Annotated in this window: 22 protein-coding genes; 1 reads left to right on the top strand and 21 read right to left on the bottom strand. The window is 52.1% G+C overall.

Translation table 11 applies throughout. The annotated features are described in order from the left end of the window. Nucleotides 1–19: 19 nt before the first annotated feature. On the bottom strand, nucleotides 20–1438 hold the full coding sequence (locus KF749_05290; GenBank protein MBX2990571.1) for an FAD-binding oxidoreductase: 1419 nt from the start codon (nucleotides 1436–1438) through the stop codon (nucleotides 20–22). A gap of 184 nt (nucleotides 1439–1622) precedes the next feature. Further along, complete coding sequence (locus KF749_05285; protein ID MBX2990570.1) at nucleotides 1623–2768, bottom strand: T9SS type A sorting domain-containing protein; 1146 nt, start codon at nucleotides 2766–2768, stop codon at nucleotides 1623–1625. A 29-nt stretch (nucleotides 2769–2797) separates the two neighbouring features. Here KF749_05285 and KF749_05280 point away from each other — a divergent pair, with 29 nt between their 5' ends. Further along, a complete protein-coding gene (locus KF749_05280; protein MBX2990569.1) occupies nucleotides 2798–3484 on the top strand; it encodes a CoA pyrophosphatase in 687 nt (228 codons plus the stop codon). On the opposite strand, the gene KF749_05275 is transcribed toward KF749_05280, so the two are convergent. The 19 genes from KF749_05275 to KF749_05185 form a co-directional block, all read right to left on the bottom strand. Beyond that, nucleotides 3481–4080: a sigma-70 family RNA polymerase sigma factor gene (locus tag KF749_05275; protein ID MBX2990568.1), complete on the bottom strand. Its 600-nt coding sequence runs from the start codon at nucleotides 4078–4080 to the stop codon at nucleotides 3481–3483. The genes KF749_05280 and KF749_05275 overlap by 4 nt on opposite strands. Before the next feature lie 205 nt (nucleotides 4081–4285). Next, nucleotides 4286–6718 carry a HEAT repeat domain-containing protein gene (locus KF749_05270; protein ID MBX2990567.1) on the bottom strand — a complete coding sequence of 811 codons (2433 nt, stop codon included), beginning with the start codon at nucleotides 6716–6718 and terminating at the stop codon, nucleotides 4286–4288. A gap of 86 nt (nucleotides 6719–6804) precedes the next feature. After that, a complete protein-coding gene (locus KF749_05265) occupies nucleotides 6805–8622 on the bottom strand; it encodes a tetratricopeptide repeat protein (GenBank protein MBX2990566.1) in 1818 nt (605 codons plus the stop codon). A 1-nt stretch (nucleotide 8623) separates the two neighbouring features. Further along, nucleotides 8624–9541 (bottom strand): substrate-binding domain-containing protein, encoded by a 918-nt coding sequence (locus tag KF749_05260; protein MBX2990565.1) that lies wholly within the window; start codon nucleotides 9539–9541, stop codon nucleotides 8624–8626. Then, nucleotides 9531–9746 (bottom strand): hypothetical protein, encoded by a 216-nt coding sequence (locus tag KF749_05255; protein ID MBX2990564.1) that lies wholly within the window; start codon nucleotides 9744–9746, stop codon nucleotides 9531–9533. Before KF749_05255 ends, KF749_05260 begins: the two co-directional genes overlap by 11 nt. 23 nt (nucleotides 9747–9769) lie before the next feature. Next, nucleotides 9770–10534 carry an energy transducer TonB gene (locus KF749_05250; GenBank protein MBX2990563.1) on the bottom strand — a complete coding sequence of 255 codons (765 nt, stop codon included), beginning with the start codon at nucleotides 10532–10534 and terminating at the stop codon, nucleotides 9770–9772. Nucleotides 10535–10565: 31 nt separating this feature from the next. Next, nucleotides 10566–11063 carry a biopolymer transporter ExbD gene (locus KF749_05245; GenBank protein ID MBX2990562.1) on the bottom strand — a complete coding sequence of 166 codons (498 nt, stop codon included), beginning with the start codon at nucleotides 11061–11063 and terminating at the stop codon, nucleotides 10566–10568. A gap of 14 nt (nucleotides 11064–11077) precedes the next feature. Then, the gene (locus KF749_05240; protein ID MBX2990561.1) at nucleotides 11078–11542 is read right to left on the bottom strand and encodes a biopolymer transporter ExbD; all 465 of its coding nucleotides are present in this window, start codon (nucleotides 11540–11542) and stop codon (nucleotides 11078–11080) included. 34 nt (nucleotides 11543–11576) lie between these two features. Continuing rightward, nucleotides 11577–12353, bottom strand: a complete 777-nt coding sequence (locus KF749_05235) for a MotA/TolQ/ExbB proton channel family protein (GenBank protein ID MBX2990560.1) — start codon at nucleotides 12351–12353, stop codon at nucleotides 11577–11579. A 67-nt stretch (nucleotides 12354–12420) separates the two neighbouring features. Then, nucleotides 12421–12765: an STAS domain-containing protein gene (locus tag KF749_05230; GenBank protein MBX2990559.1), complete on the bottom strand. Its 345-nt coding sequence runs from the start codon at nucleotides 12763–12765 to the stop codon at nucleotides 12421–12423. Between the two features lie 444 nt (nucleotides 12766–13209). Beyond that, a complete protein-coding gene (locus KF749_05225) occupies nucleotides 13210–14529 on the bottom strand; it encodes a sigma-54-dependent Fis family transcriptional regulator (protein ID MBX2990558.1) in 1320 nt (439 codons plus the stop codon). Nucleotides 14530–14532: 3 nt separating this feature from the next. Continuing rightward, the gene (locus tag KF749_05220) at nucleotides 14533–16425 is read right to left on the bottom strand and encodes a HAMP domain-containing protein (protein MBX2990557.1); all 1893 of its coding nucleotides are present in this window, start codon (nucleotides 16423–16425) and stop codon (nucleotides 14533–14535) included. A gap of 168 nt (nucleotides 16426–16593) precedes the next feature. Next, on the bottom strand, nucleotides 16594–18168 hold the full coding sequence (locus KF749_05215) for an aryl-sulfate sulfotransferase (protein ID MBX2990556.1): 1575 nt from the start codon (nucleotides 18166–18168) through the stop codon (nucleotides 16594–16596). Nucleotide 18169: 1 nt separating this feature from the next. Further along, nucleotides 18170–20287, bottom strand: a complete 2118-nt coding sequence (locus KF749_05210; protein MBX2990555.1) for a T9SS type A sorting domain-containing protein — start codon at nucleotides 20285–20287, stop codon at nucleotides 18170–18172. Nucleotides 20288–20339: 52 nt separating this feature from the next. Further along, nucleotides 20340–21014 carry a DUF4956 domain-containing protein gene (locus KF749_05205; protein MBX2990554.1) on the bottom strand — a complete coding sequence of 225 codons (675 nt, stop codon included), beginning with the start codon at nucleotides 21012–21014 and terminating at the stop codon, nucleotides 20340–20342. Further along, nucleotides 21014–21805 (bottom strand): polyphosphate polymerase domain-containing protein, encoded by a 792-nt coding sequence (locus KF749_05200; GenBank protein MBX2990553.1) that lies wholly within the window; start codon nucleotides 21803–21805, stop codon nucleotides 21014–21016. The genes KF749_05205 and KF749_05200 overlap by 1 nt, the downstream gene beginning before the upstream one ends. A 33-nt stretch (nucleotides 21806–21838) precedes the next feature. After that, nucleotides 21839–22921, bottom strand: coding sequence for a hypothetical protein (locus KF749_05195; protein MBX2990552.1), 1083 nt, complete (start codon nucleotides 22919–22921; stop codon nucleotides 21839–21841). Further along, nucleotides 22918–25767 carry a CotH kinase family protein gene (locus KF749_05190; protein ID MBX2990551.1) on the bottom strand — a complete coding sequence of 950 codons (2850 nt, stop codon included), beginning with the start codon at nucleotides 25765–25767 and terminating at the stop codon, nucleotides 22918–22920. The genes KF749_05195 and KF749_05190 overlap by 4 nt, the downstream gene beginning before the upstream one ends. 23 nt (nucleotides 25768–25790) lie before the next feature. Further along, on the bottom strand, nucleotides 25791–26171 hold the full coding sequence (locus tag KF749_05185) for a hypothetical protein (GenBank protein MBX2990550.1): 381 nt from the start codon (nucleotides 26169–26171) through the stop codon (nucleotides 25791–25793). Between the last annotated feature and the right edge of the window lie 126 nt (nucleotides 26172–26297).

Here is a 26297-nt window from a genome sequence, read left to right as displayed (position 1 = left end):
CAGGTCGGATTTGCATTCGCTATGCTTTACCCGAAATCTTCAGGTTGGACGAAAACAGATTCTGCGGATCGTATTTTGCCTTCACTTGACGCAACCGTTCATAGTTGGTTCCGAACGACTGCTTCAACAGATCATCCCCCTCCTCAAGAAAACCGGGAAAATTGAAGTACATCCCGCCCGGTGAGTATTTCTCCGCGTCCTTGTACAGACTGCGCGTCCATGAAATATTCAACTCATCGTCTTTCGGGTCTTCCCAGTTTGCTTCGATGCCGAGCATGTATGGTGCATCCCGCTTGAAGAACGCGCTCTCTTCCGGCTTCACGCGTCCGATTGCTCCACCCAGGCACCACACATCAATGGAAGTCAACGAGGACGGACGTTTGGCTGCGTAGTCGCTCAACATGTCTATGACTGCGGCGTCGATCTCTTTCAGGTAAATGGACTTCCAGTAGTATCGCCTACCGTCGGGATACTCAGGATCGAACAGTTTTTGTGCAACGAGGTACGGCATAGGGCCGCTCAGATCAACGGCGGGGGTTGCCACTTCACGCAAGGGTTTGAACACGGCTTCTCCCTTCTCCACCGGTCCGCTCCAGCATCCCGCAAGCACAATGACGGGTGCGCCCTGATATTCCTTGGGTACCGGTTCCTCGTGCGGGGCATTCCAGTAGATGGCAATGCTCATGACATCTTCCGGTGCGGTCTCCATAAACTTCCTCCATGTGTTCAAGGCGTTCTTCGCTTCCGCTACAGGATACATCACGATGCACATCCATACGTCCGGCCCGACAGGACGAAGCTTGAACTCAAACGAGGTCACAACACCAAAGCTTCCTCCACCTCCGCGAAGTGCCCAGAGCAGATCAGCGTTGTTCTTCGCGTCGGCCACCACCATCTTACCATTGGCGGTGACGACATCAGCGGAGAGAATATGGTCGCAGGTGAGCCCGTACTTGCGGGTGAGGAAGCCCATTCCTCCGTGGAGCGAAAGACCAGCAATTCCTGTGGCCGACACGACGCCGACTGGAACTGCAAGGCCGAAGGCCTGCGCCTCATGGTCCACATCCCCGAGTTTTGCTCCTCCGTCCACGCGCGCCGTTCCGTTGAAAGGATCAACCCGAACACGGCGCATCGGAGAAAGGTCAATCACGACTCCGTAATCGCAAACCGAATTGCCTGAGACGTTGTGCCCGCCGCCCCGCACTGCCAGGGGTAGTTCATTGTCCCGCGCAAAATTCACGGCAGCCATCACATCGGCGGCACCCGTGCATTGTACGATAACGCCGGGATGTTTGTTGATAATGCCGTTCCAGATTTTTCGGACGTCGTCATAGCTGCCGTCAGTTGGGCGAAGTACAGTTCCTCGAACTCGCGAACGTAGCTCCTCCACTGCCGTATCATTGATATTTGCGGCATTGGGAGTTCTCGTATCAGCCATGGTCAGGGCCCTCCTTTGGTGATTGATTCGCTATGAGTATCTAACCGGCGAGCGGGGATTGCTCCGGATGTAATTGCAGTGGTGGCATTTCGCGGCTGCGAGGAACACACCATGTCACCTCACAGGTAAAGATAAGTTCTTATTTAGAAAAATCAACTTCTCTCTGCTCAGGTTTTTCTCAATCTCATTTCATCAAAACAAGTTTGATTGTTTGAGAAAAGTTGCCAATCCTGAGTTGACAGAAATACATGCCCGAAGCAAGCGAGCTTGAGGCAACAAACTGCACTGAATGTTCTCCCGCCGATTGATTTTCCCCGACCAGGATAGCAACTTCCTTTCCGTCTGTGGAGTAGATTTTAAGGGAAACCGTCCCGCCGACCGGCAGCCGGTAGGATATCGTCGTGGAGGGATTGAAGGGATTGGGATAGTTCTGCGAAAGCGAAAACTCCGAGGGAACCGTGGCAACGTCAGGCAATACGCCTGTTGTTGAAATCAGGCCGGCATCAATCCACGCTGAAAACCAGAGTGCTGCGAGACTTTCCGTTGCGCGCTGGACTTGCTCAAGCGTGATGGCCCTCGTCTTCAACCACAGAGCATTGTAGTACGAGGCCGGAGCCGTGCCGCTTCCGTTCCAACCCGAAACGATCTTCGCGTACGTGTCGGCCTGCAACACCGTATCAACATAGCTGTTGGTGTGAATGATGTAGTCAAAGATGTAGTTGATCCTGTCGGCAACGTAGTACGTCGTATCCGGCGTAATGAAGAGATGCGACAGATAGTATGTCGGGCTGAGCATCGTCGTTTCGTAGCGGGAATGAATGCCGTAGTTGTTCGTGTACTGTCCGTTGTAGTTGAGTGTATTATGCAGCGGTTGATGCGCATCACCGACGTAATGCCCGAGGTCGGAGGCGGTGAGCTTTGCCTGATTCCAATCGCCGCGGCTGAGCTGGGCCACAAGTGAATCGTAATTCCAAACCGTCGCCCACGGATTCGTGCCGTTTGCCTTCACCCGTTCCCATCCGTATTGCATAATCAAAGTGTCAAGACTTCTTGTCAGATTGTGGAAATTCGGATAGTCATCAATATCCATGAAATGACGGGGTCGCTCGGCATAAAGGCTGGTATCGCCGTAGTCGACGCGAACATCAGCGTCATGGGCGTGTGCAGCGAAAAAGGAACTGTCCTGAATGAACAGCATCATCCGGTTGGGAAGATGATACACGACGGTACGATTGATGAAGCGATGTGTATTCCAGCCCCACCCTGAAGCCTCTAATAACACGACAAAAACGCCAAGAATGATTGCTGCTGGCAGAATCAGTTTTCGCATACGCTTTTTCTCATGAAGGTGATGAAGGAATGATTGCTCATATTCAATATACGCTGTCCTACAGGGAGTTGCAATTAGTCAAGCTCGGCCCCCACTTTTTTGCAGCTTCTCCCCTTCTTTCCTATATTCGAGCCATGTTTCGCAACCTCACGCTCGACGAAATCAAAGCCTTGCTCACGGCATCAAATGAGTCTCCGCGCAAATCACTTTCGATCGAGGGCTATTCCCGCGCAGCCGTTCTCGTTCCCCTCATAGTGGCGGGAAAATCTCTTGATCTCCTCTTCACAAAGCGAACTGAATCGGTTGAAACGCACAAGGGGCAAATTTCCTTTCCGGGAGGGATGGTTGATGCGGCGGATCGCGATGTTTTTCATACGGCGCTTCGCGAAGCCCGCGAAGAAATCGGGTTGACCGAGTCGTGTATTGAGATTGCCGGTATGCTCGATGATATGGCAACTCCGACGGGTTTCGTCATTACGCCGGTTGTGGGTGTGATTCAGGAATTGCCTGAACTTGCCCCCAACAATGATGAAGTTGCGGAAGTGTTTCGTGTGGGATTGGATTTCTTCTCTCAACCGTCGAACGGCCGGATAGAACTGCGGGAGTTTCATGGCAGCAAGCACGAGGTCTGGTACTACAACTGGCAGAATAAGGTAATTTGGGGCGCCACCGCCATGATGATCCGGTCGCTCCTCAAGAAACTGAAAATCGCCTAAACCGCAAGCGCAAACTCGGCCGGATTAAAGCTCTCTCCTGTTTCGTAGCCCGTGTTCTTGGCATATTCTTTCAGGTTATTGTACAGAATGCTTCTCGCCCTATGAAGGCGTGAACGAACTGTGCCGATGGGGATGTCGAGAACTTCGGCAATTTCTTCGTACGGCAGATCCTCAAGATCCCTCAGCACAATTACGCTCTTGAATTTTTCAGGGAGCGCCGCGATTGCCCCGGAAACTTCGTCACCGAGAACGTGGTGTTCAACGCGGTCGCGCAAATCGTTCGAGTACTGCGTATCGTGCTGCATGAATTGGTACGGGGAGATTTGCTCGTCATACTCGACTATTTCAGGCTGCCTTTTCACCCGACGGTATTCGTTGATGAAGGTATTCCGCATAATGCGATACAGCCACGCCTTTGCATTGGTACCCTGTTCAAACTTGTCGAAGAAGCGGTAAGCCTTCAAGAAGGTCTCCTGGAGAAGGTCGCTGGCATCGTCAACTGACCCAGTCAAGTAGAATCCGTAGTTGTAGAGCATATCGGAGTAGGGCAGCATAATTTCGTTGAATTTTGAGTGCTTTTCGACACCTGTACTCATTACTTTCACTCCTCCAGACCTTTCTTCTGTACTTTCGTATAACTCGTTATGTTCGATATGTACGATTATAAGAACAGGTGAGTTAATTGTCAAGAGGTGAATAGTGAATTCTTCTTAATGATTCTTCGCGGGCAGCAACATCATCTGTGAAGGAAGGGGTGCATTCTGAACCGAGAAAATGAAATGTCCGAACGCCAAACGTGGGCTATTCGGATTTCACGCTACCTCTAAACTCATCGAGTGCAGATTCGATTTCCAGTCTCACATCGTCGTCCGACTCTTGTTCCATGCGCCTTTGCAAAACGGCCATTGCATCGCCTCCCCCCCACATGCCGAGTATGCGGACAGCGTTTTTACGCATGGAAGAATTGAAATCGGACGCAAGCAGGATGACAGCCGCGCGGGCATCGGAGGAACCTTCACCTACATTACGCAGAATATCCAGCGCAAGCCCGCGGATATCCGGGGCATTTCCGGGCTCTACATACTTGATTGCATACGGAATTGATGCGGATTCTTGAATGCTGCTAAACGCCTGAAGAGCTGCGCGGCGAAGAATGTCGCGATGCGATTCGATATCGACGTACTGCCGGGCAATGCTGAACACATTGGCAGAGTCAATTTCCGCCAGAAGATTCAAGCACGATGCCTGAACGATGTAGCTCGAATCGGCGGCAAGAGCTTGCTTGACAAAATCCACAGCGTCAATTGACGCATGCTTGTCCAAAGCAACAATTGCAGCGTTGCGCACGGCGGACTTGGTGTCGTTGTAAATGTGAAACATCGCTTCTTTGACGCCGGGATACGTCATGACACCCAGATAGATCGCTGCTTCACGGCGTACGGCCCAGAAGCGGTCGCTCAATGCCGCATCTTTGAGTGCAGAAAACACGTCGCTATCCTCCGGGTACGGCCTCAACTGCCGCGCTGCTAGGATTCTATCAGCCATATCCGCGGCATTGCGAAGTTGATAGATGAGTTCTTCTTTCGATTTCTCGAACTTCAACTCCTTCAGTACCTTCATTCCCCTGTCCGGAATGACCATGAGAGGCTTTTCGTTCAACGGAATGGAAACCTGTTGCTCATATTTCTCTACCCACACCCGCGTCAGAGTCTTGCCGGAAGAAACTGTGCATTCAATGTCAAGCGGAAACCGGAACAGGCCGGCGAGACTGTCAATCGTCTGCGTCTGTCGAATTGTAAGAAGGAGATTTCCGGAGGCCTCGTCGTATGAGGACGCTATTTCCAATCGGGGGTATCCGGCCTTGAACACCCATTGGTCGAAGAACCAATCCATGTTCTGCCCGGTCGCATCTTCCACCGCCTTCATGAGATCACACGTACCGACGCTTGTAAAGGCATTGCGCTGCAGGTACAGACGCATTGCCCGGTGGAATTCCTCCTGGCCAAGAACATGATGCAGCATATACAGAACCCACGCCCCCTTCGAGTAGAGGTTCCCGGGAAAACTGTTGACGCTGACTATCGGTCTGCGGCCTTCGCGCTGTTCAAGCGAGATGATACCAGCCGCCTGTTCCATCAAGCTGAGCTGGAACTCATCAAATCCGCGGGCATGTTGTTTGTAGAGCGCCTCGTAGTAATTCGCAAAGCCCTCGTTCAGCCAGAGCTCCGACCAATCGCGGCAGGTCACGAGGTCGCCGAACCACTGGTGGGCTAGTTCATGAGCAACGACATCATCAGCAGTAAAATCCAGCAAGCCGCGCCTGTCGATGAGATACGACGTATTCAACGTAACCGCCGTCGTATTCTCCATCCCTCCCCACATAAAATCGTCGATAAAAATCTGGGCGTACTTCTCCCACGGATACGGGAATCCTGTCACATTCTCAAAATACTCCATGATGCCGGCTGTCGCCGAAAGACTGCGAACACCATCTTCAGCCCTCTCTTTGTACACGTAGTATTCGAGCGGGATGTTCCTGAATTTTTCAGTAACGATTTCGTATTGTCCGGCGGCGATCATGACGAGATATGCCACATGCGGCTTTGATTGGGACCAGTGAAAAGTCTTTGTCTTGTTCTTCTTGTCGTGCCGGACGTTCACGAGCCTGCCGTTGGAGAGAAGCGACCACGAATCCCGGACTGTGGCAATTACCTCCGAGGTGGCCCGGTCATTCGGAAAATCCCAGCACGGAAACCAATGCCGGTTGTCCATATCCTCGCCCTGGGTCCAAATCTGGGCTTTACGTCGCGGGTTCGTACTGTCGGGGGAAAGGAAATACATTCCTTTTTTCGGGGTGGCGGAATAGCTAACAGAGAATGTGACTGTGTCTGAAAAGCCGTATGCACGATCAAGGCTGATAGCGAGTTGTTTTCCTGAATTGACGAACTGAAGGTTCTTCCTTCCTTTCAGAACTACACTTTTCACATCCAGTTCCACGGCGTGTAACGTGCAGGCGCTCAAGTTGCTTTTCAGCGGAACGAACGAAATCGTTGTTGTGCCGGAAACCTTCTTCTTCTCCTCTTCGAACGAGACTTCAATTTTGTAATGAAGAACATCATACTCCCTGCTTGGACGGGACTTGTCCCTTGAGCTGAACAGTGAACCCGATGTTGCAACGAGTGAATATGTGAAGAAAAGCCCGATGGCCGCAAGAAGTATTCGCCGATTCATCATGAAGATGTGCATGGACATATGTACAAAAAAAAAGACGCCGTCCCGCTGGAACGGAACGGCGTACACCTGTCAGATTAAAATACCGGTTACTTGCAACTGATCCTCTCCATAGCCTTCTTGGCCTCATCGTGGCGAGGATTGATGCGGAGAGCCTTTGCATATGCCGTACACGCCTCCTGCACAAGCTTTCTGTTCTCTTCGGTTCTTCCCTCTACCCTCAAGTAGGTCAACGCAAGGCCAAGCCAATAGTGACCTTCCGCGTTGTTCGGCTCCAATTGATTGCATCGACGGAACTTTGCAGCGGCCTCCTCCGTCCTCTTTCGATTCTCATCCGGATCATCGCCGCGTGTGAGAATGAGACACTGCCCGATAACAAGGTTCAAGCCACCTGTTTCATTATAGGTGATGCCCCTGCGGAAGCTGTTGAGTGCCGAGTTGTAGTCTTTACGGCTGAAGTAATACGAGCCGAGTTGTGTATACGCTTCACCTGCTTCCCTTTTGAATCTGTCCGGGTTTTCGTTTGCAAGCCGGATTACTTCGTCATACGTCTGCTTCATCTTGTCGGTGGAATCCACCTCAAGATAGTAGCGGGCAAGCCAGAGATGCGCCTGCAGAAAATCCGACCGTAGTTCAATGGCTTTGAGGAATAGCTCCCGCGCCCGGGGCAGATTCTTGGGCGGCTGCATATAGCTTGAGCCCGCATTCACATACGAAACGAGTGAACGGGGATCGCATTCTATTCTTTTCTCGAACATCCGTGCAGCTTCTTCGTAGTTCTGCTTTTTCATGTAAAGGAAGCCGAGGTTGAAGTACGGCTCGCAGTTCGTTGAATCCGCATCCCGTGCTTTCAGCAGAACCTCCATTGCCTCGTCTTCCTTCCCGGCACCAAACAGCGCTGTACCAAGTTTGGAATAATCCTCCGGCAATATCGCCTTGCGACGTTCAATCGTTTCAAAGGCGCTCATGGCCCCTTTGTAGTCGCGTGTCTCGACCAGCGCGTATGCATACGCCCGCCAGTTATCGACATTTTCGGGGTCGAGTTTTACTGCTGTTTCGCCCGCTTTTGCCGCATCCGCCCAACGCTCCGAGTTGGCGAGGGACTGGGCATAAATCGACGCTGCTTCCACATGATCGGGACGCAATTTCACGGCACGATCCATAAAAGGTACGGCACGCGGAAATAATTTCGCCCTGTAGAGAATTTTGCCTGCCTCGAAGTACGCATCAAAATTCATCGAATCAATCTTTACTGCCGAAAGAAAAGCTTGCACAGCCTCGGTGTATTGCCGGTTTGCTGCATACGTGCGGGCAACTTTCATCTGCGTTTCAATATCGTTCGGCGAAAGTTCAAGCGCCTTCTCGTAGTTCATATTCGCAAGCGGGCGCACACCCTGTTTGTTGTACGCATCCCCTAACGAGATATAAATATTCGGGTTCTTGTCATCGCATTCTTTTGCCCGCGTCAAGAGAACAATTGCTCCATCCGGTCCGTCAATTTGTCCAAGCTCTACAAGAGCGGCACCGTATGCTGCCGGCACACGGCAGTCCTTCGGAGCAACTTTTGTTGCGCGTTTGTATTGCGCAACGGCGTTTGCATTATCCTTCTTAATCACATAGGCATCGCCAAGGGCAATCAAGGCCTCGACATTGTCGTCGTTGATGCGAACGGCCGTTCTCAGATAGTTGATGGCGTCGTCAATCTGCTCCCGCCGGAGAGCTATCGCGCCGAGATAATAGTTGCAGTCACTTGATTTCTGTCCCGCCTTGATTCCTTCCTGAAACGCTGCAATCGCCGCCGCTGTATCACGGGCAACAAGAGCAGCCCGCCCTCTGCCAAAAAAATCCTGGGTGTGACCGGCTTCAGCGATAAGGAGAATTGTTATGAGAAGTTTTGCGAGTTTCATTCTATTGTACCTGTTTTGATGTTGTTTCGACTAAGCGAACGGGCATTGTCACGGGAACAAGACCTTCACTCAAGAATCTTTGCTGTCCGTGAATAGAGGTGATGTGGGCAATGAACCCCGTCGCAACCGTATATCCGTATGCCCTGCTATAAAGGTACACAGGTCGGGTTATCGGATAGTAGTTTCTGTGAATGTGTGCCTGATGCGGTGTATAAAAACGCCCAACGGGTTCCGTCGTATCCGGGCGGCTTCCGGGCTGACCAAGGGCAAACACCGTTAGGCGATCTTCCCTTCCTCGCAACCAGTTCAGTCCGACGATGCCGATGGCATTCGGATTGTTCTCAACATAGGCCACAAGACTGTCGCTGGATAGGATTCGTGCAGCACTGAGCGTGAAGGGGTTGTCGTTCATGATTTTCTTCCGGAACACCTCATTGACGCTGGAATTGACGTCGCCGACGGCAACATCAATGAGTCTGCCGTTCCACTTCCAGCGGGCGAGCGATCCCTGAAAGATGCTGTCAAGTTCCGTCAGACGGAGTTCCTTTTGTGCGTTGCTGCTGTGCCCTATAACGGCGATCGCATCAATGGCGCATCGATAACTCTTCCATTCGATATCGGGGTACCGCTTCAGAACATCAAGTTCCTCATCATTGAACGCCCGGGCGCTGACGATCACCTTTACGCTATCGTTAATGAAGTTAGTGATTGCCTCCCTGCCTTCGACGACCCTGATGTCAATTTTTGCGTCGGGATAGGATTGTTCGAAACCGGAAGCGATAATCTTCACGACATTGCTTACCGACTCATCGACTTCGACAGTAACCGTTCCCGACGTTGTTACCAGCGGCTTTCGCTGATCGCAACCGGCAAGAAGCGCGACAACTGTCAGCAGCATAATCCTGATCTTACTCTTCATCTTGATCCGTACCCTTCGAACGAATGTAGGTCAGAACATAGCGATACGCCCCATATAAGAACACTACCGCGCCAAAGATGACGCGGTAGTGTTCGGGAACATGTTGTGGAACAAAATATCCTACGATTGCCATCATCCCGACGATCATCACTGCGCCCGATACTGCATAGCCGATATATCTGAGCACAGAAACGAAATTCATCACTCCCATTTTCTGTCCGAGTAGTATTACTTCCGATCCGCCAGCTTGAACCTGAAGGGCACGGACACCCACACGGACACCGGGCCGTTGTTCATGTATGCCGGCGTAAACAGAAATTGCTTTGCCGCTTCAACTGCCGCGTCGTTAAAGATCTCGGCATCGCTTTTCAGAACAACAACCTGCTTCGGCTTGCCTTCCCTGTCCACCCAGATCTTCACCCATACTCTTCCTTCAAGGCCTGCACGCATTGCAAGTTCGGGATACTTCGGCTCGACTTTGCGCACGACGACTGGTTCTTTCTCGACAGCGACAAAATCCGCGGGCGGACCGTCGTCTTCAATCCTGATATCCTGTTCAATCTGGACTCCGCCAGCGCCGTCACCAAATCCTTCACCAATAGGGGCTGCAACCTGACTCATTTCGGTTTGAGTGGCAATTGTTTGTTCCGGACTTGCTTCGGCATCAGGAACCGGGACAGGAGCACCAACAGTCGGTTTTGCCACCGGTGCGCTCACGGAAACCGGAGGCGGTACGTTGGTGTTCGTCAGCGACGGCGGCGGGCCAAGGTCACTGTACTTCAAAATACGAACATTGATTGGCGGTGGTTCTTCCTCGCCCAATACTTGGGCAAGATAGTATGAGCCGAACCCTACTGCGTGGATTGCGACAGCGATCAGGAAACCGCGAAACCAGTACTTCTGGTATACCGCCTTCAACTCAATAGCGCCATACTTTGATCCTGCGCTAACCGTACCGGTGGAACCTGCTCCGGCCATGGACAGCTTTGCCATAGTCATTCCTTCTTAAAGATATGGTGAGTTGTTATTTAACTTCGGAAATAAGTTTCAGATCCTGCTCCGTCATTCGGGCAATACTGAACCGCTGCATTTCCGCCTGATTGAGTTCGTCCATTACATCCACCATCACTTCATACTTCGCCTTCGTATCTATCTTAACAAGTGTAACCAATTTTGGGTTCGCCTGGACGCGTTGGCGGATATCGGCCCGCAGCTTCGAAAACTCCATTTTCTGCGGGGCGTCCATGCCGATATTCCAGAACACTTCGCCCTTTTCGTTCAGCCGAAGAGTCAGGAGATTGGACTCGGCGATTTCCACTTTGACGTTTTCATCAGGCGGAAGATTGATTTCCATCGTTTGCGGACGCGCCATCGTCGTCGTGAGCATGAAAAACGTCAGCAACAGAAACGCGATGTCAACGAGCGGCGTCATATCGATTCGGATGCCGATGCGCTTGGACTTTTTGCGTTTCTTCTTTCCATGACTTCTCGGTTGTGGGGCATCCCCACCAAGACCTGCCATAGTGTTAGCCTCCTCTAATTCGCTTCAAGATTTGTAACGAGATTGAATCTCGTAATTTTCGTTTTTTGCAGAATGTCCATCACGTCCTGCGCGATGCCAAACTCGGCATTCTTGTCTCCTTTGATCACCGTGCGCAACTTGGGATTCATGGTTCGTGCTTGAATCAAGTAGTCTCCAAGCTTCTCGCGCGGAATCTTAACACCCGCTCGCAGCTCATTCTCCTTGCCGAACAAACGACCGCGCAAGCGTTGCGAATCGACATCCATGAAGATATCCCCGTCCTTCGAGAGGCTGAGTGTCAGCACATCCGATTCCGGCAACTTGAACACCGAGTTCGACGCAGGCAAGTCAATCGACACTTCTTCCGCCGGCTTGAACTGGGTTGTCAACATAAAGAACGTCAACAAGAGAAACCCGATGTCAACAAGTGGCGTCATGTCAAGCAGAATGCCGTGACGTTTCGGTTTTATCTTCGCCATATGATGCTCTCCTTTTGTTTTGTTTGTCGAGAGATCACTTGGTTTTCGCGCCCAGGATTTCAGCAACATTGTAGCTTGCTTCATCCACCATGTACATGAAGTTGTCCACACGCGTTACGAAGAAGTTGTAGAAAATGATACCGATGATAGCCGCAAAAAGTCCGAGGGCCGTATTAATCAGCGCCTCGGAAATACCGATCGAGAGCTGGATAGCATCGGGAGCGCCTGCCTGGGCAAGAGCCTGAAATGCACGGATCATACCGATCGTTGTTCCAAGAAGCCCGAACATCGTCGCTGTCGATGCAATCGTGGAAAGCGCAATCAGGTTTCGCTCAAGAAGAGGAGTTTCGAGAGCCGAGGCTTCTTCGATGGCCCGCTTTGTCTCCGCCATCTTCTTCTCGCCATCCATCGTGTTGTCGACGAGAACTTCCTTGTATCGTTCGAGACCCGATCGTATGATGTTGGCCGCCGACCCTCGCTGGGCGTCGCATTCCTTGATGGCATCGTCAATTTTTCCCCCCATCAACGCCGCCTGGACCTTCTTGAGAAATGCGGGAAGCGAACCTTTGCCCTGGGCCTTGCGAAGAGAAAACGTTCGTTCAAAAATAATCGTCACATTCATCAGCGTCAGTGTAATCAGAATCGGCACGACATAGCCGCCTGTATACACTGTTCCGAGCAGGTTCAGGGGTTGCTGCCGTGTTGCACCATCCTTGAAGTTCTCAGGGTTGCCGAGCACAAACAGATAGATGCCAAACGCTACGACAAGCGTTACAACTATCACGACAGTGAGAAACACAGATTGTTTCATCGATCAAACTCCTCTTTTTGTTTATGTAAGTTATAGATGATAGGTAAATGAACTGATATGAGATTTGTTACGACAGCGCTTTGACTGCGTCGTCGCGGGTTTCCGCAACATCAAATACCATCGTCAACTTCGTAATCACAAAGATGTTGTTGATATTGTTGTTGATGCCGCAGAGTTTAACGACCCCATTGTTGCGGGAATAGGTGGTATGAGCCTGAACAAGCACGCCGATGGCCGTACTATTCAGGTACGTCACTTTGCTCAGATCAATGATGAGCTTTTTATTGCCCTGCTCCACAAAATCCGCCACCGCACTCCTCAACTCGTCTGTCTCTTCGCCGCCGACGAGTGAGCCTTTCACTTCGATAACGCCGATTTTGCCGCTTTGAAGCGTTGTTGTTTTGACTGACATAGTGTCTCCAAAAAACTGTGCGATACTGTTGGTGATTTGAATGTAGTTCACAAGGAAAAACAAAGGAAGTCACACAAACGCCACGTTACTCACCCGGAAAACAACCGCCGGAAGTAGCCAAACACTCCTTTTCGTTTTGGGTGAAGAAGACCCGGGCAGGGATGGCAGGTGCCCGTTGTGGTGAGTGTTTCAGAACCCAAATTGATATATGTGTGACGCAAAACAAATGCCATTGTTCAGTGCGACCAGTTGGTGTGAATTTACGGGTTTTGGGCTGCGGGAAAAACCAACGTCTTGCACAATGCAAGATAAAACTACGTGAATTGATATTCGGGTTGGCCAATTCAGTACGTGCCAATATATTACCACTTCTTGCAAAATGCAAGGCAAATTTTGGGCACGCCGGAATCTGAAAATGACCGGATATCGGCTGGTAACAGGCTGTCACAACTGGAATTTCTTTCTTTTTCGCCAGAGTGTTGCGGGATCGATATTCAATATGGAAGCGGCTTCTTCAAGGTCGTGCGCAATGCGCAGAACTTTCATAATGTGCAGGCGTTCCACTTCCTCCAGCGACATCAGTGCCGACGACGATACCCCCAATTCACGAAATTGATCGGGAAGGTGTTCAAGACGGATGTCGCCCTCACGCGCAAGCAACACTGCCCGCTCGATAACATTCTCCAACTCGCGAACATTGCCTTTCCATGAATACGATTTAAGGGCGAGAAACGCGTCCTTCGAAATTTCACTACTGCTTCCCGATTTTCTCAGAAAATTCGTAACCAGCAGCGGAATATCCTCCATCCGTTCGCGCAACGGAGGAAGTTTGAGCGTAACGGCATTCAATCTGTAAAACAGATCCTCACGAAACGTTCCAGACTTCACTGCTTCCTCGATATTCTTGTTGGTGGCCGCAATGACACGGACATCGACCTTGAGGCTTTCGGTTTCACCGACGCGTTCGAATTCCTTACTTTGCAGAAAACGGAGCAGCTTCACTTGCGTTTGCAACGGAACCTCACCGATTTCATCAAGGAATACCGTTCCTCCATCGGCGGCCTCAAATCTTCCCTCCCGATCCTTTGTTGCACCTGTGAATGCTCCTTTCACATGTCCGAACAACTCGCTTTCCAACAGCTGTTCGGCAAGTGCGGCACAATTCACGACGACGAAAGGTTTTTCACGGCGCGGGCTGTTCTCATGGATAAAGTGTGCGAGAAGTTCCTTCCCTGTTCCACTTTCCCCTTCAATCAATACGGCGATATTGCCCGACGCAACCTGCAAACCAAGATCGAGCATCGAGCGCATTCTCTCGCTGCGCGTAACAATCTCTCCGGACGATTTTGCACGGCTCAGTTCTTCCTTTAATTCCATGACCTCGCGCCGCAGACTGTGATGATCGAGAACCTTCCGGGCAAACAACTTCAGTTCCGAAAACTCGAACGGCTTTTGCAGGTAGTCGTACGCCCCGAGTTTGATCGCTTCCACGGCCGAGTCAATGCTCCCGTGCGCAGTCATCAACACAACGGTTGCGGCGGGTTGAAGTCTTCTCATCTCACGCAACAATTCCATGCCATCTATCGGAGACATCTTGAGATCGAAGAATGCAATATCGAACGGCTGTTCCCGGATCGTATCAAGGGCCTTCAGCGGTTCTGAAAAAGCGTTTACGTCGAAGCCTACTGCTTCAAGCCCGATCGCTACAGTTTTGAGAATGTTCTGTTCATCATCAACAAGAAGGACGGAAGGTTTCGCTGGCATGCATCAGCCGTGATGTGTTGTGGAGTGAGTGTGATCAAGCGGAAGCAGGAATGAAAACATGCTCCCTTTCCCGGCTTCGCTGCGTACCCAAATCTTGCCGCTGTACGCTTCGACAATCTCCTTTGCAATTGCCAGTCCCAATCCCACGCTTCCGGGCGTTGAAGCTGAGGCGCTTTTCACCTGCACAAACTTGTCAAAAATCGTGTCGATGTGTTCGCTCGCGATTCCGACGCCTGTATCCTGTACTTCGAACAACATCCCGCGTTGCTCTTCACGCACGCGTACAGTAACGCTGCCGCCCGGATTGGTGTACTTGAGAGCATTGGTGACAAGGTTCGTAATCACCCACGACAGTTGCTGTTCATCGGCAACAAGCGAACGCAGCTCCGCAGGAATTTCGGCCACCAGCCGGACATTCTTCTCCTGAAATTGAATATGCAGCGGTTTGATGGTTGATTCTACCAATGACCGGACATTGAGCTCTTCGTTCTTGAATTGGAGTCTGCCGGACTCGAGTTTCGACAGTTGCAGCAATTCCCGCGCGAGTTTTGTCAGTCGCTGGCTGTCTTCTTTCGTGGAAAGAATCAGGTCCTTCTGACGATCGTTCAACGGACCGAGCAGTTCCTGATTCAGCAGATCGACACTCATATTGATCGAGGTCAGCGGTGTGCGGAACTCATGCGACAGTGTTGCAATGAAATCCGATTTCATGCGATCCAGTTCCTTGAATTGTGTCACATCCTGCAGAACCGTCAGCGTGCCGTACAAATGTCCCTCGTTATCGAATATGTTCGACACTTTGGGACGGAAGTAGAGATGTTTCTCAAAGCGCTCGAACTGCAAATAGTTGACCTGAGCGCCACTGCCTTCACCATCCAATTCCCCGTCGTCCCTCACGGATTGCGACGCCGAGCGTATCAGTGACATGATGCGTTCATCGCGAATCACCGAGCCCACGGGCTTGCCGATTGCATCGATATCAAGATATCCGAACAACTCCGCCACAACATTGTTGATGTGTATGATTTTCATATCTGCATCGGTAACGATAATCCCGTCAGAAATGCTGTCAACAATTGCTTCCGACTTCCGTTTCTCTGAAATGATCTTGTCGATATTCATCTGCTCGTACCGGCGCAGGCGTTCCGTCATCTTGTTGAATTCACGGCTCAACGAACCGATTTCATCGTCTGACAGAACGTCGATCTTCAGATCAAGATGCCCGGCCCCGATTTCCCTGACGCGCTGCGTGAGGGCTTCCGCCGGTTTCACCAGCACGGTCGTAAGCCAGATTGTTCCGGCAATTCCCAACGCAAGCGTGACAATCGAGGCAATCATCATCCCGTACGCCGACTGGTTTGCGATGGAATGCGTCTTGCTTTCAAGATTGTACATCCCTGTCTGATTGTATTCGAACAACTGGAAACACAATGAACGCAACTCTTCGGAAACCGGGCGGACGCTTTCGTAATAATAGTTCTTCGCCTGCGTGAACGCGCCTTGCATAATCATGCCGCGCATCGAGTCGGTAACGGAGATGTACGCGTTGCGGGCATTATGCAACGAGTCGCGAAGCGACCCGAGCTGGCCTTCCGGCATCCTCCTGAGCGCCTGCTCGTACCAGTAGAAGAACATCTCCTTGTTTTCGGCGAAGGTTCCGCTGACGGTTGCATCCTCGCCCTGACTTGCGACAAGCAACGCGTTATCCTGCCCCTCAAGTGATTTCACCATACTCTCCGCGGCAAGAACGCTGAGGTAATTCTCCCTCAGGATAGTCGCCACGGTGGTTCCGAGTGCGTAGAAGTTGTACACGGACCAGAAACCCGCGGCAAGACTCAGCGTTACCAGCAACGCAAACGTCCAGATAATCTTCGTCCGAATGGTTCTCACCATCATCCCGGTTGTCTCTTTTGAAAATACAGACTATGGAAATGTAGGGGAGTAGGCGGGGAAAAACAAGAGAAAGTTGGAGTTCCGACGGCAAAACACTTCCGCCGGCCGGGTCCCCGATTCCGGCACAGACCCGGCATTGGCGTAAGTGCAAGGAGGTGTACTTCTAATAGGTCATTTCAGCACTACAAGTTTGCGGGCGCTTACAAAATGTTCAGTAGACATTCTGTAGAAATAGATGCCGCTCGAATGTTCTGACGCGTCAAACACCGCCGAATGCATCCCTGCGGGTTTCCGATCACTCACCAACGTTGCTACACGCTCACCGATCATGTTAAACACTTCCAATAATACGAACGTCTCTCGCGGAACGGAAAACGTGATTGTTGTTGCAGGGTTGAACGGATTGGGATAGTTCTGCGACAACTCAAACTGCAGCGGTGGAGTATTCCCTTTCTCATCAACATCCGTAATCAATATCCCCGGATAATTCGGAGCATACCGCAACGCGCGGACGATCTGACCGCCCGGTTGATAGTTCCAAACCACAGTCCCGGCAGATGTAGTTTCGAAAACCCGTCCGCTTGTCGATTGCGCAATGAGCGTGTTACCGTTCGGCAGACGTTGCACGCCTCCGAGATGATTCGAGTAGAAGCCCGAAGCGGAATAACTCCACACGGGCGACGAAGGTCCGAACGCCGCGCCCGGCGTCCAGATATAGTTGCCGGCGGTATCCACCGGCGGTACGAGTTCGACAATCATTGAAGCACCCGTTCCATTGCGATTGTTGAACGCCATCAGATGCCCGCCGCCGGGAAGAGTGTCGGGGACCCACGCAGCACAGTGTACGACATTGAACACCGTCGCGCCGGGAGCCCTGTATGCTGCCGGATTTCCCCAACGGTACAGAAAATCTCCCCCCTTCCCCCATCGCCCTCCTGTATGTCCGGCTGCTTCGGCAATCGTCGTGCTATGATCGATTACATAGATCTCATCCAATTCGTGGGACGAGAAGACGATTTGGTCGAGTTCAGGATTGTAGCTGATGCCGTTGACGTGCATCCAATCGCCGCTTGTGCTGCGATAGTTGATATCGAGCAGTTCGGGATGGTCGGCAACGACTCCGTAGTTGGCTTTTGTCGGATCGAAATCTTGAATGAGATGATCCCATGCGTGCCATCGCCAGACAATGTTTCCGCCGGTACTCCCAACGGGCTGTACCTCGATAATATGGTCGGGCCAGATCGTCGCGCTATGGTTCATTCCGGCAGCGACGGCCTGAGCCCCGGTCTTTACTTCCCACGCAATGATAAGGACATTTCCATTGGGCATCGGCTCGATGTCATGATGGGCGCGATACGTTGTTGTGCTGTACGTGTACTCCCAAAGCAACGAGCCGCTCCATGAAACGCGTTGCACAACACCCTGTGCGCCGCCGCCGTTGAGCGACGAGCTTGATGAAACTGCTGTTCGAAGAACTGAACCATCCTGCAACAGATACGCCGAATATCCCCCGCTTCGCGTATGAGTCCAGCTCTTGACAATCGTGTTGTTCATGTTGACGAGACGCGTCGTATTGCTGCCGAACGTGCCGTACAACGTATAACCGTCGAATGCCTGTGCTGCCACGTAACCGGGCAGCCAGGCAAGCGTTATGAAGATGAGAACTTTCGTCAGAAAGAACTTCCCGACCGGCTGCATTGCGTATCCTCCTTGGTGATGAAACATGTACGTGTTGGTAATACTCATGTCACCGCATAAGAAGCATTCGCTTCGTTTCCGATGATCCGTTTGCAGTAAGCCGGTAGAAATACATACCGCTTGAAAGAGAGGCGGCGGCGAATTGGATTGAATGGAATCCTGCCCTTTGTACTCCGTGCACAAGAACTGAAACTTCCTTACCCAAAACATCATACACCTTCAACGTCACCGTGCTTGCTTCCGGGAGTTCGAAAGATATTGTTGTTGTGGGGTTGAAGGGATTCGGGAAGTTCTGGAACAATTGAAAGAGTTGCGGCAACTGATCCGCAGTCTCCCCGCCGACCGACGTCGACCCGCCAGTTGTTGTCTTGAGAATCGCCCCGCCGCTTCCGGCAACAAATCCGGTACTTGCGTCGAGGAATCGAATCGAGGTAATCTGATTGCTCGCGCCGCTCGCTTGGCGCGCCCAGTGCATTCCGCCATCTGAGGTTTTGAGAATTGTGCCGGCGTCGCCCGCAGCGTATCCCGCCGTTGCCGATGGAAAGTGAATGGAATAGAGCCACTCGCTCACTCCGGAAGGCTGACTGCCCCAACTTGACCCCCCGTTTGTTGTTCTCAAAATCAAACCGTCGCTGCCGACCGCACAGCCGTTATTGGCATCGGCAAATGCAATCGACCACAACATGGCAAGCGGTTCGACATGTTGGTTCGTCCAGTTCGCCCCGCCGTTCGTTGTCCTCAGGATGACGCCATTGGCCCCGTAGCTGTCTCCTCCGACGGCAAATCCTGTACTTGCGTCAAGAAAGTACACAGACGCTAATTGCTGTACCACATTACTCGTTTGCGGTGCCCATACTCCGCCACTGTTAGTCGTTTTGAGAATAGTGCCATCATACCCGACAGCATAACCCGTTGAGGCTGTCGGAAATGCAACCGAGAAGAGCCATTCGCTAACACCGCTTTGTTGCGGTTCCCACAGCGTTCCGCCGTTTGTCGTTTTGATGATTGTACCTCCATCGCCGACAGCGTAACCTGTATTCGCATCGGTAAAAGAAACGGATTGAAGCACCGATGTCGTTCCACTTGATTGGCTCGTCCAATTCGCGCCGCCGTTTGTTGTTTTGAGGATTGTTCCGAATTCCCCTGTTGCATATCCGACATTAGCATCCACAGGAAAGATGGATTGCAGCCAGCGGGTAGAGCCTTCCGATTGCGGCAGCCACGACGTTCCACCGTTTGTTGTAACGAGCATTGTGCCGGACTCACCAACCGCATGCCCCGTGTTTGCATCGGTAAAATGAACCGATTGCAGAAAATACTGCGTGCCGCTTGTCAGAGGCACCCACGCAGATCCTCCATTGGTCGACTTAAGAATTGTGCCGAACGACCCCACGATGTACGCCGTGTTCGCATCGGTAAACCAGAGAGATTGGAGCCAGTCGAATGTTCCACTTGGCTGGCTCTGCCAAACTGCCCCTCCGTCAGTGGTTCTGAATATGACGCCGCCGTTCCCCACCGTTGCGCCTGTGGAGGCATCCGTGAAGAAGACAGAATAGAGCGTGTTGGGCGTTCCGCTTGTTTGCGAACCCCAATTGGCCCCGCCATCGGTTGTCTTCCGAATTGTTCCTCCCACGCCAACCACATACGCGGTGGTTGCGTTTGTCAGAAAGACTGAGGAGAGTTGATTCGTCGTTCCACCGTTTTGAGGCCCCCAGTTCATGCCGCCATTCGTCGTCCACAAAATCATGCTCCCGACACCCGAACTCGCGCCGCCAACTGCGCATCCGGTGTTTATGTCAACAAAATGAACAGACGAGAGAGTAGTCGAGGGTTCGGTGTATTGGTGTACCCACTCGGCGCCACCGTTTGTTGTTTTCAGGATTGTGCCCTCGGCACCGACGGCATATCCTGTATTTGCGTCGACAAAATGGAGTGCGGTAAGCTGATTCGTTGTTCCGCTTGACTGGCGTATCCAGGTTATTCCGCCGTTTGTTGTTTTGAGAATGCTTCCCGCATCTCCCGCGGCATAGCCGAGTCCGGCATTCACGTAACGGGTTGCATAGAGCGTGTTTCCTTGAGGAAGCGGATTCTGCCAGACCCATCCTTGTGCGAGCAGTTGCGACAAGGGGAAGAGCAGAACACCGATGAACATTATCATCTTTTTCATGTCATTTCTTTCAGGATAGTGAGGAGATGTGAGTTGCTGACCAGAACTGCTCTCATCGTGGAGACAAAACTCCTGAACGAACGCCGCTGACGGATTTTAGTCCGCGCAGTAATTCTGCGGCGCCGGCGTCGTTTTTCGGCTTGACGTAATACGAAACCTCCAATTCCCCGTTCTCTCCTACCGATCTCACATTCATCAGGGAGTTTTGCCGGGAGTGTTCATGCAACATCGCCAGATAGGGTGGCTCCTTGCCGTTTTGATCGCCGTGCTGCGGCTGATAGGTGAACTGTACGATGAATTGTTTCCGGGAAGAAGAGAGAACATTGAAATTCACGAGCAGGTAGTAGCCGGTGCCGAGAATGATCGTCCCTGCAAACGCGGCGGCAGACAATCCCACGCCTGCCGTCATTCCGATGGCGAGAGCGAGAAAAATATGCACAATATCCATCACTTCTTTTACAGCTGTCCGGAACCTGATAATCGACATTGCGCCGACAAGGCCGAATGCGCGGGCAAGGCTGTCGCCGATAACCATAATCACAACAGCCGTAATCATCGCGAGAAGAACAAGCGAGTTCAGAAAGCTCGCCGAATACCCCGGCCCGCGGTACGCCGCACGGTAAAACGCAATGTGAATAAGTCCGCACAAACTTGCTACAAACACGTTGGCAACAAAGTCACCGAGCGTAAGGGGTGAAACGGTAAGACCTTCGAAATATTGCAGCATCAGGCAGCCACCTCCGTTCGGTCGGGCGCAAGCGATGCTTCGCTCCGGCCGATAAGGTACGCGCACCCCATCATCCCGGCAACACCGGATGCCGTAACGCACGACCCGTATTTCGATACACTGACGCGAGTCAATCCGTGTTTCCTGACAATCGCACGCAGCCACGGAGCAAACCCGCCTCCGAATTTTAATTCCATTATGAATGATGAAGGCGCAAGATGCGTTAATCCGTTTTCAATATACAAATCGTCCAGCGAGGGCAAACCCTGGAAACGCAAATGCTTGTCGAATGTGATTCGCAGATTCGGATCGAACTGTCCCTGAAATGCTTCCCTCTCATACGTGACGAGAACCACCGGCCTCATTGCCGACCGGACGTAGTGAAAAAGAAATCGCCGGGCGTTGTCCAGAGCGAGGCTTCGGTTGGGAAGATCGAGCATGTACTCTTCGGGACATTTCGTTTGCAGAAATGCCGGCAGGTCGTTTGCAGACAATGCCGAACGGTACTTCATTCCCCGCTGCTCGACTTTGGTTTTGATTTCGAGAAACACCATCGCATCTTCCGCAGCAATATTATAAGAACGAACGCGGAGTTTCTTTCGGTTTTTTATTCCTTCCAATTTCTCGCGGTAAGCGGCAAGCCGGGATGTATCGAAGTAGATGCTTCTGACGGTGTATTGATGATCCTTGCGGCGGAGGGTATAGGCGTCGAGCGTGGTGTAGGGGATGATATCCCGGCGCAACGCATCAAGCCGCTCCATCGGAACGACGTACTTGTATTCAAATCGCATATCTGACCCTTGTTACAAATGCGAAACGCTTGTCTATCTCACCAGCGATTGGAGCTTTCGTTTAACGAACTCCAACGGCGAAAGAGAGCCACATTCAATCGTGCTTCGTGCAAGCAATCCGTTCAACACTTCCTCCGGCAAGTCGGTGAGTTGCGCCGTTGCAAGCACAACCTGCTGCCCGTTCAGCGAGTGAATCGTCTTGTCGACTTTCGTCACCGCCGCCCGCGGGATACCGCCGACCTCGCTCGCGAACAATCGTACTTGCTGCTCGGGCATCACGCTTACCCGTTCGTGAACGGGTACCGGCATCACCACAACGTAGCCCGTTGTGTCCGAAACAACCAACAGCGTGTCTCCCTTCCCGACTTGCGTGACAATGCCCGAGATCGGAGCGATGAGCCTGTACTCTTGTTCCTGCCGTTCCAACACCTGAATGTCGTTTTGCAACGACTTGATCTGCGCACGAACGAAATCGGCCTCCTCTTTTTTTGCTCCCGTCGTCACGCTTCGAAGTTTTGCCTCGGCAATTGACACTGCAATGGTTGCCGTTGCCGCCCGGCGCTGGGCAAATTCGTATTCCTGCTCCGACACTAACCCTTTGTCAAACAAGAGCTTCTGGCGGATAAGGACGGAAGTATACTCATCGGCCTGGCGCTTCGCGTGTTCAACCGACTGGACGGCTTCCTCGACAATGGATTGTTTTTCTCCTGTCACCGCAACCGCAAGCGCGGCTGTGGCGTTTTGCAGTTCACCGCGCAATCGTTCAAGCTCGCGCTCAACTTCGCTGGAGCGCGCAATGCCGACGGTATCTCCGGCAATAATGGTAGACCCGCCGGCGATTCTTGCATCAATGGAAAAACTCATCGCGTCGCCGCGACTGAACTGGGCGAGCGAGTAGTGTTTTGTAATTCCGCTTGCCCGGTCCGCGATAAAGGTCACGATTCCACCATCCCTGTTCAGGGCAACGATCCATTCACTTGTGCAGAGAATTTTCCCCGTTGTCGTAATCGTGTACGGGACAGAGATCGGCAAAACGAACAGAAGCGCAAGCAGCACAGCGGCGGCAACACCCAATGCCCATTTGCGGCGATACGTATCGGACTCCTGGCGGCTCATTTCATCAATACCATCCGCCGTGTTTGCGTATAGCCATCAGCCGAAATCCTATACAGATAGATTCCGCTTGAGAGTGGCGATGCGTCGAGCGTGACGGTGTGTGTGCCGGCATTCCGTCGCCCGTCAACAAGCGTGGCAACCCGTTGGCCGATGAGATTGTACACCTCCAGCTTGACGTTACTTTCCTTCGGCAACCCGAATGAAATAGTCGTGGAAGGATTGAACGGATTGGGATAATTCTGCGACAACGAGAATGTCGTCGGAATGTTTGATGTGTGCTTCACGTTCGTTATGAGAGAAACATCCGTTCCTGTCAACACAATTTCCGCAGTCCCGCCCGAAGGGTTCAACGTGTTTGCGCCGCTCGGCCAGACGCCATCTGCGTCCGTTGCTATAGCGAGAATTGCCCCGGTCTCGCGTGAACGCCGCTCGAACCGCCGGATGCCGTTCGGCAGAGCGTTCGGAACCACCATGCCGAATGCCCCGTTGAGGCCGTCCACGTTTCCGGCATAGAATGCAGCGTAGTTGTTAGCAAGGGTGTTGGCTGTTCCGTCATGCTCGATGAATGTTCCCGAAACCGGCCTTCCGCTTCCGGCAGTGTTGTCGTAGGCAAAGACAAAATCCTTTGTAGCGGCGGAAGACGAACCCCGGAGGCCGGTACCCGAAGTATCGGCCGGTGCTGAGTCGAGCCTCACAACACGAACAGAGTCGGGCGTCGTGAGGCGTACAGCTACCGATGTCCCAGTGCCGCCGTCGTTCAGCGCGATTCTCATGAACACGTGGTTCCCCGGTGTGAACCGCGCATTGCCTGTCGGCTCGGAGATAAACCAACCTTCATACATGCCGGTCGCGTCGCTGGTGAACGTTCCATACGCACCATCTACTGAAAGACTCGGGCCGGTCGTCCGTGTGAAGTCGCCGGATGCGGGAACGAGAATGCTGTTACCCGCTCCATTGGCGGTCGCGAGATCGGTTGACGTCACCATCTGATTGAAGTAGCGATATGTCGCGTTCTGCAAAAGTCCGGAAATCCGCACTCTGTACGCAAACGGAATGCGGTTTGAGTTCGTCCCGTTATTCCCTTGTATCACTTGCGGTAGAACAAGTGTTGTCAGAACGGGATCAATAATAATCGAGTTGCCGTTGTCGGCACTGAATGTCGGCCGTGCCTGTACGAATGGCCCCGTTCCGTTAGGAATGCGCGCCATGGAGCGGTTCCCGACTTGCGGCCCGAACGTGACAGAATCGAGAATGCTCACGTTGACGTTCGAGAAGATGATCTGTTCACCACTTGCCGACAAGGCAAAGTTGGCATGAAGTCCCGCTTGGCCGCTGTCGTTATCAGCCCAGACGATCAGATAGCCGTTCGCCGCAATGATTGTATTGGCAGGAAATTGCCACTTTGTCGACAATGTCGGGTCGTCCGAAAGATACATCCCTCCGAGATTCAACGGATTTGATGTTGTGTTATAGAATTCAATCCAATCATCAAACTCGCCTGCCGGATCAGGAATTGAATCGTTCTGCGCCATGAACTCATTGATCACGACATCGCCGGGATTTACCGCAAGTACACAGGAGACGCCAAGCGTTGTCAGTTGCGACTGTACGCTCGCTTGCCGGAGGTTGATAAACGATTTCAGTCCCGGCTTGCGTGTCCCGCCCCCGCCGCTGGCGTTGATGTCGCTTACCAAATTGGTTTCGAATTGTGTGTTCGTGTACATCTTCCGCGGGTCGGCATACACGTGCGGCCGGATGGCATTCGCAACCGAGTCAATAAGCGGAAAGAGCCTTGTCGACGGAAAATAGTTGGTGAACAGCAAACACACTTGCTGCAAATACTCGGCGCGCAGCGTCGGCGTATTCAGAAATTTCCCGATGAGAGGACGGTTGGTTGCGCTGCTGACGTACGTGATGCTCATGCTCTCGAGATTCGATACGCCGCCGGTGTATGAGCCGAAGCTGAGCCCCAGATCCCAGGGAATCCATTCCATTTTCCCCGTAGCAGGATGAAAATAGAAGTAGAAGTTCCTTCCGCTGTTCAGATACGCGTCGAGGTTCGCAAACAGATTGTCGACTGCGACCGCTCTGTACAGGGCGTTCAGATTGACGACGTTCGGCACTGCAGTTGCCGTATTGACGTTATTGTTGAGTGTATCAAGAAGCCTGACGAGATTCGTCCACGCCGTTGTCGATTCTTCCGTTTTCATTTCGTAGCGACCGTAATACAGATTCTCAGCGGCGCCGTACCAACGAAAATCAGAAATAAGCCCCGAGCCGAACGCATCAACGGCCTTGAAGAGATCGCCCCCGTCGTTCGCGTAGCGGGAGTTCAAAAAACGTTTATCAACATGTTCAATCATCCCGTAGAATCCCCACAAGGTATCGTTAAAATACACATTCGCATAGTTCACCCGAGGCGCAGGCACACCCGCATCTCTGCAGAAATCCGAATGCATCTTCTCGCGCATGAACGTGGGGTCGCCCCAGCAATTGTTCAGATGAATACCCTTCACACCATCCCAGCGGGTTTCAGTCCTGAACTCATCGAGACTCAGCCTGATCGATTTTTTGTTGTTGGGATGACTGTACGAGGAATTCCCCTTGAGCCTGACGCCGATACTGTCGTATTCGACACCGTTGATCACGGCGTTTGCGGCAATGTACTGCTCGTTTCCTTGATTATAATAGATGGTGAGAGAATCCCAGTAGCGTTGCTGCGGAAACCGGAGATTGATAGTATGAATCTGCGTGCCCGCAAAAATACTGTCGCCCGGATTTTGTGCATTGGCGGCAATGGACATTCCTGCAAGCAGGACAATCACAAACACGATGTAGCGTTTCATTCCGACCCTTTGTGGATGGTAGGTTACTCGTTTCGTCGTCGCGGCCGATCTTCGAATCTGTTGCGGCGTTCATTTTGAGATGTTTCGAACTTCTTCTTCTGTTCCTTCGTCAACAGGGCGATGATCTTCTCGTCGGCCTCACGGTTCTTCTTCATCATTATCTCACGAAAGGCGCCGCGAGTGCCGCCCGAGGATTCGAACAACTCTTCGGTTTCCTGACGAAGCTGCTCGTAGATTTTCTTGACATCCGTTGTTTGCTTCTCGGTCAGGTTCAGTTCTTTTTTCAACTCTGCTGTACGCTCGTCAGGCGACATCCTTCTCGGTTGGGCCGAAGCTTGCAGTGTTATGAATCCGAACGAAAGAACGAGAGCGGCCGCTGTTGTAATTGCTGTATGCCGTTTCATAAACATTTTCTTCATAGAAGTGGGGGGACGCGTTAGCCGTGCATTGCCAAGCACCGCTATTCTTAAATTCATGCTATAATTACATCAAATGCAACATCCGTCGTGAACTTCTTGCTCTACAGGCCC

The sequence above is a fragment of the Bacteroidota bacterium genome, assembly GCA_019637975.1.
In the GTDB taxonomy this organism is placed as follows: domain Bacteria; phylum Bacteroidota; class Ignavibacteria; order UBA10030; family UBA6906; genus CAADGV01.
This window is presented reverse-complemented; position numbering and strand designations above follow the sequence as displayed.

Bases quoted from the DNA above. Each gene is read 5' to 3' on its own strand.
- KF749_05190 (MBX2990551.1), bottom strand. From the start codon at position 25,767: ATGAAACGCTACATCGTGTTTGTGATTGTCCTGCTTGCAGGAATGTCC.
- KF749_05245 (MBX2990562.1), bottom strand. From the start codon at position 11,063: ATGGCAGGTCTTGGTGGGGATGCCCCACAACCGAGAAGTCATGGAAAG.
- KF749_05200 (MBX2990553.1), bottom strand. From the start codon at position 21,805: ATGCGATTTGAATACAAGTACGTCGTTCCGATGGAGCGGCTTGATGCG.
- KF749_05235 (MBX2990560.1), bottom strand. From the start codon at position 12,353: ATGAAACAATCTGTGTTTCTCACTGTCGTGATAGTTGTAACGCTTGTC.
- KF749_05275 (MBX2990568.1), bottom strand. From the start codon at position 4,080: ATGAGTACAGGTGTCGAAAAGCACTCAAAATTCAACGAAATTATGCTG.
- KF749_05220 (MBX2990557.1), bottom strand. From the start codon at position 16,425: ATGATGGTGAGAACCATTCGGACGAAGATTATCTGGACGTTTGCGTTG.
- KF749_05270 (MBX2990567.1), bottom strand. From the start codon at position 6,718: ATGATGAATCGGCGAATACTTCTTGCGGCCATCGGGCTTTTCTTCACA.
- KF749_05205 (MBX2990554.1), bottom strand. From the start codon at position 21,014: ATGCTGCAATATTTCGAAGGTCTTACCGTTTCACCCCTTACGCTCGGT.
- KF749_05250 (MBX2990563.1), bottom strand. From the start codon at position 10,534: ATGGCAAAGCTGTCCATGGCCGGAGCAGGTTCCACCGGTACGGTTAGC.
- KF749_05240 (MBX2990561.1), bottom strand. From the start codon at position 11,542: ATGGCGAAGATAAAACCGAAACGTCACGGCATTCTGCTTGACATGACG.
- KF749_05290 (MBX2990571.1), bottom strand. From the start codon at position 1,438: ATGGCTGATACGAGAACTCCCAATGCCGCAAATATCAATGATACGGCA.
- KF749_05225 (MBX2990558.1), bottom strand. From the start codon at position 14,529: ATGCCAGCGAAACCTTCCGTCCTTCTTGTTGATGATGAACAGAACATT.
- KF749_05215 (MBX2990556.1), bottom strand. From the start codon at position 18,168: ATGAGTATTACCAACACGTACATGTTTCATCACCAAGGAGGATACGCA.
- KF749_05195 (MBX2990552.1), bottom strand. From the start codon at position 22,921: ATGAGCCGCCAGGAGTCCGATACGTATCGCCGCAAATGGGCATTGGGT.
- KF749_05260 (MBX2990565.1), bottom strand. From the start codon at position 9,541: ATGAAGAGTAAGATCAGGATTATGCTGCTGACAGTTGTCGCGCTTCTT.
- KF749_05185 (MBX2990550.1), bottom strand. From the start codon at position 26,171: ATGAAACGGCATACAGCAATTACAACAGCGGCCGCTCTCGTTCTTTCG.
- KF749_05285 (MBX2990570.1), bottom strand. From the start codon at position 2,768: ATGCGAAAACTGATTCTGCCAGCAGCAATCATTCTTGGCGTTTTTGTC.
- KF749_05280 (MBX2990569.1), top strand. From the start codon at position 2,798: ATGATTGCTCATATTCAATATACGCTGTCCTACAGGGAGTTGCAATTA.
- KF749_05230 (MBX2990559.1), bottom strand. From the start codon at position 12,765: ATGTCAGTCAAAACAACAACGCTTCAAAGCGGCAAAATCGGCGTTATC.
- KF749_05210 (MBX2990555.1), bottom strand. From the start codon at position 20,287: ATGAAAAAGATGATAATGTTCATCGGTGTTCTGCTCTTCCCCTTGTCG.
- KF749_05265 (MBX2990566.1), bottom strand. From the start codon at position 8,622: ATGAAACTCGCAAAACTTCTCATAACAATTCTCCTTATCGCTGAAGCC.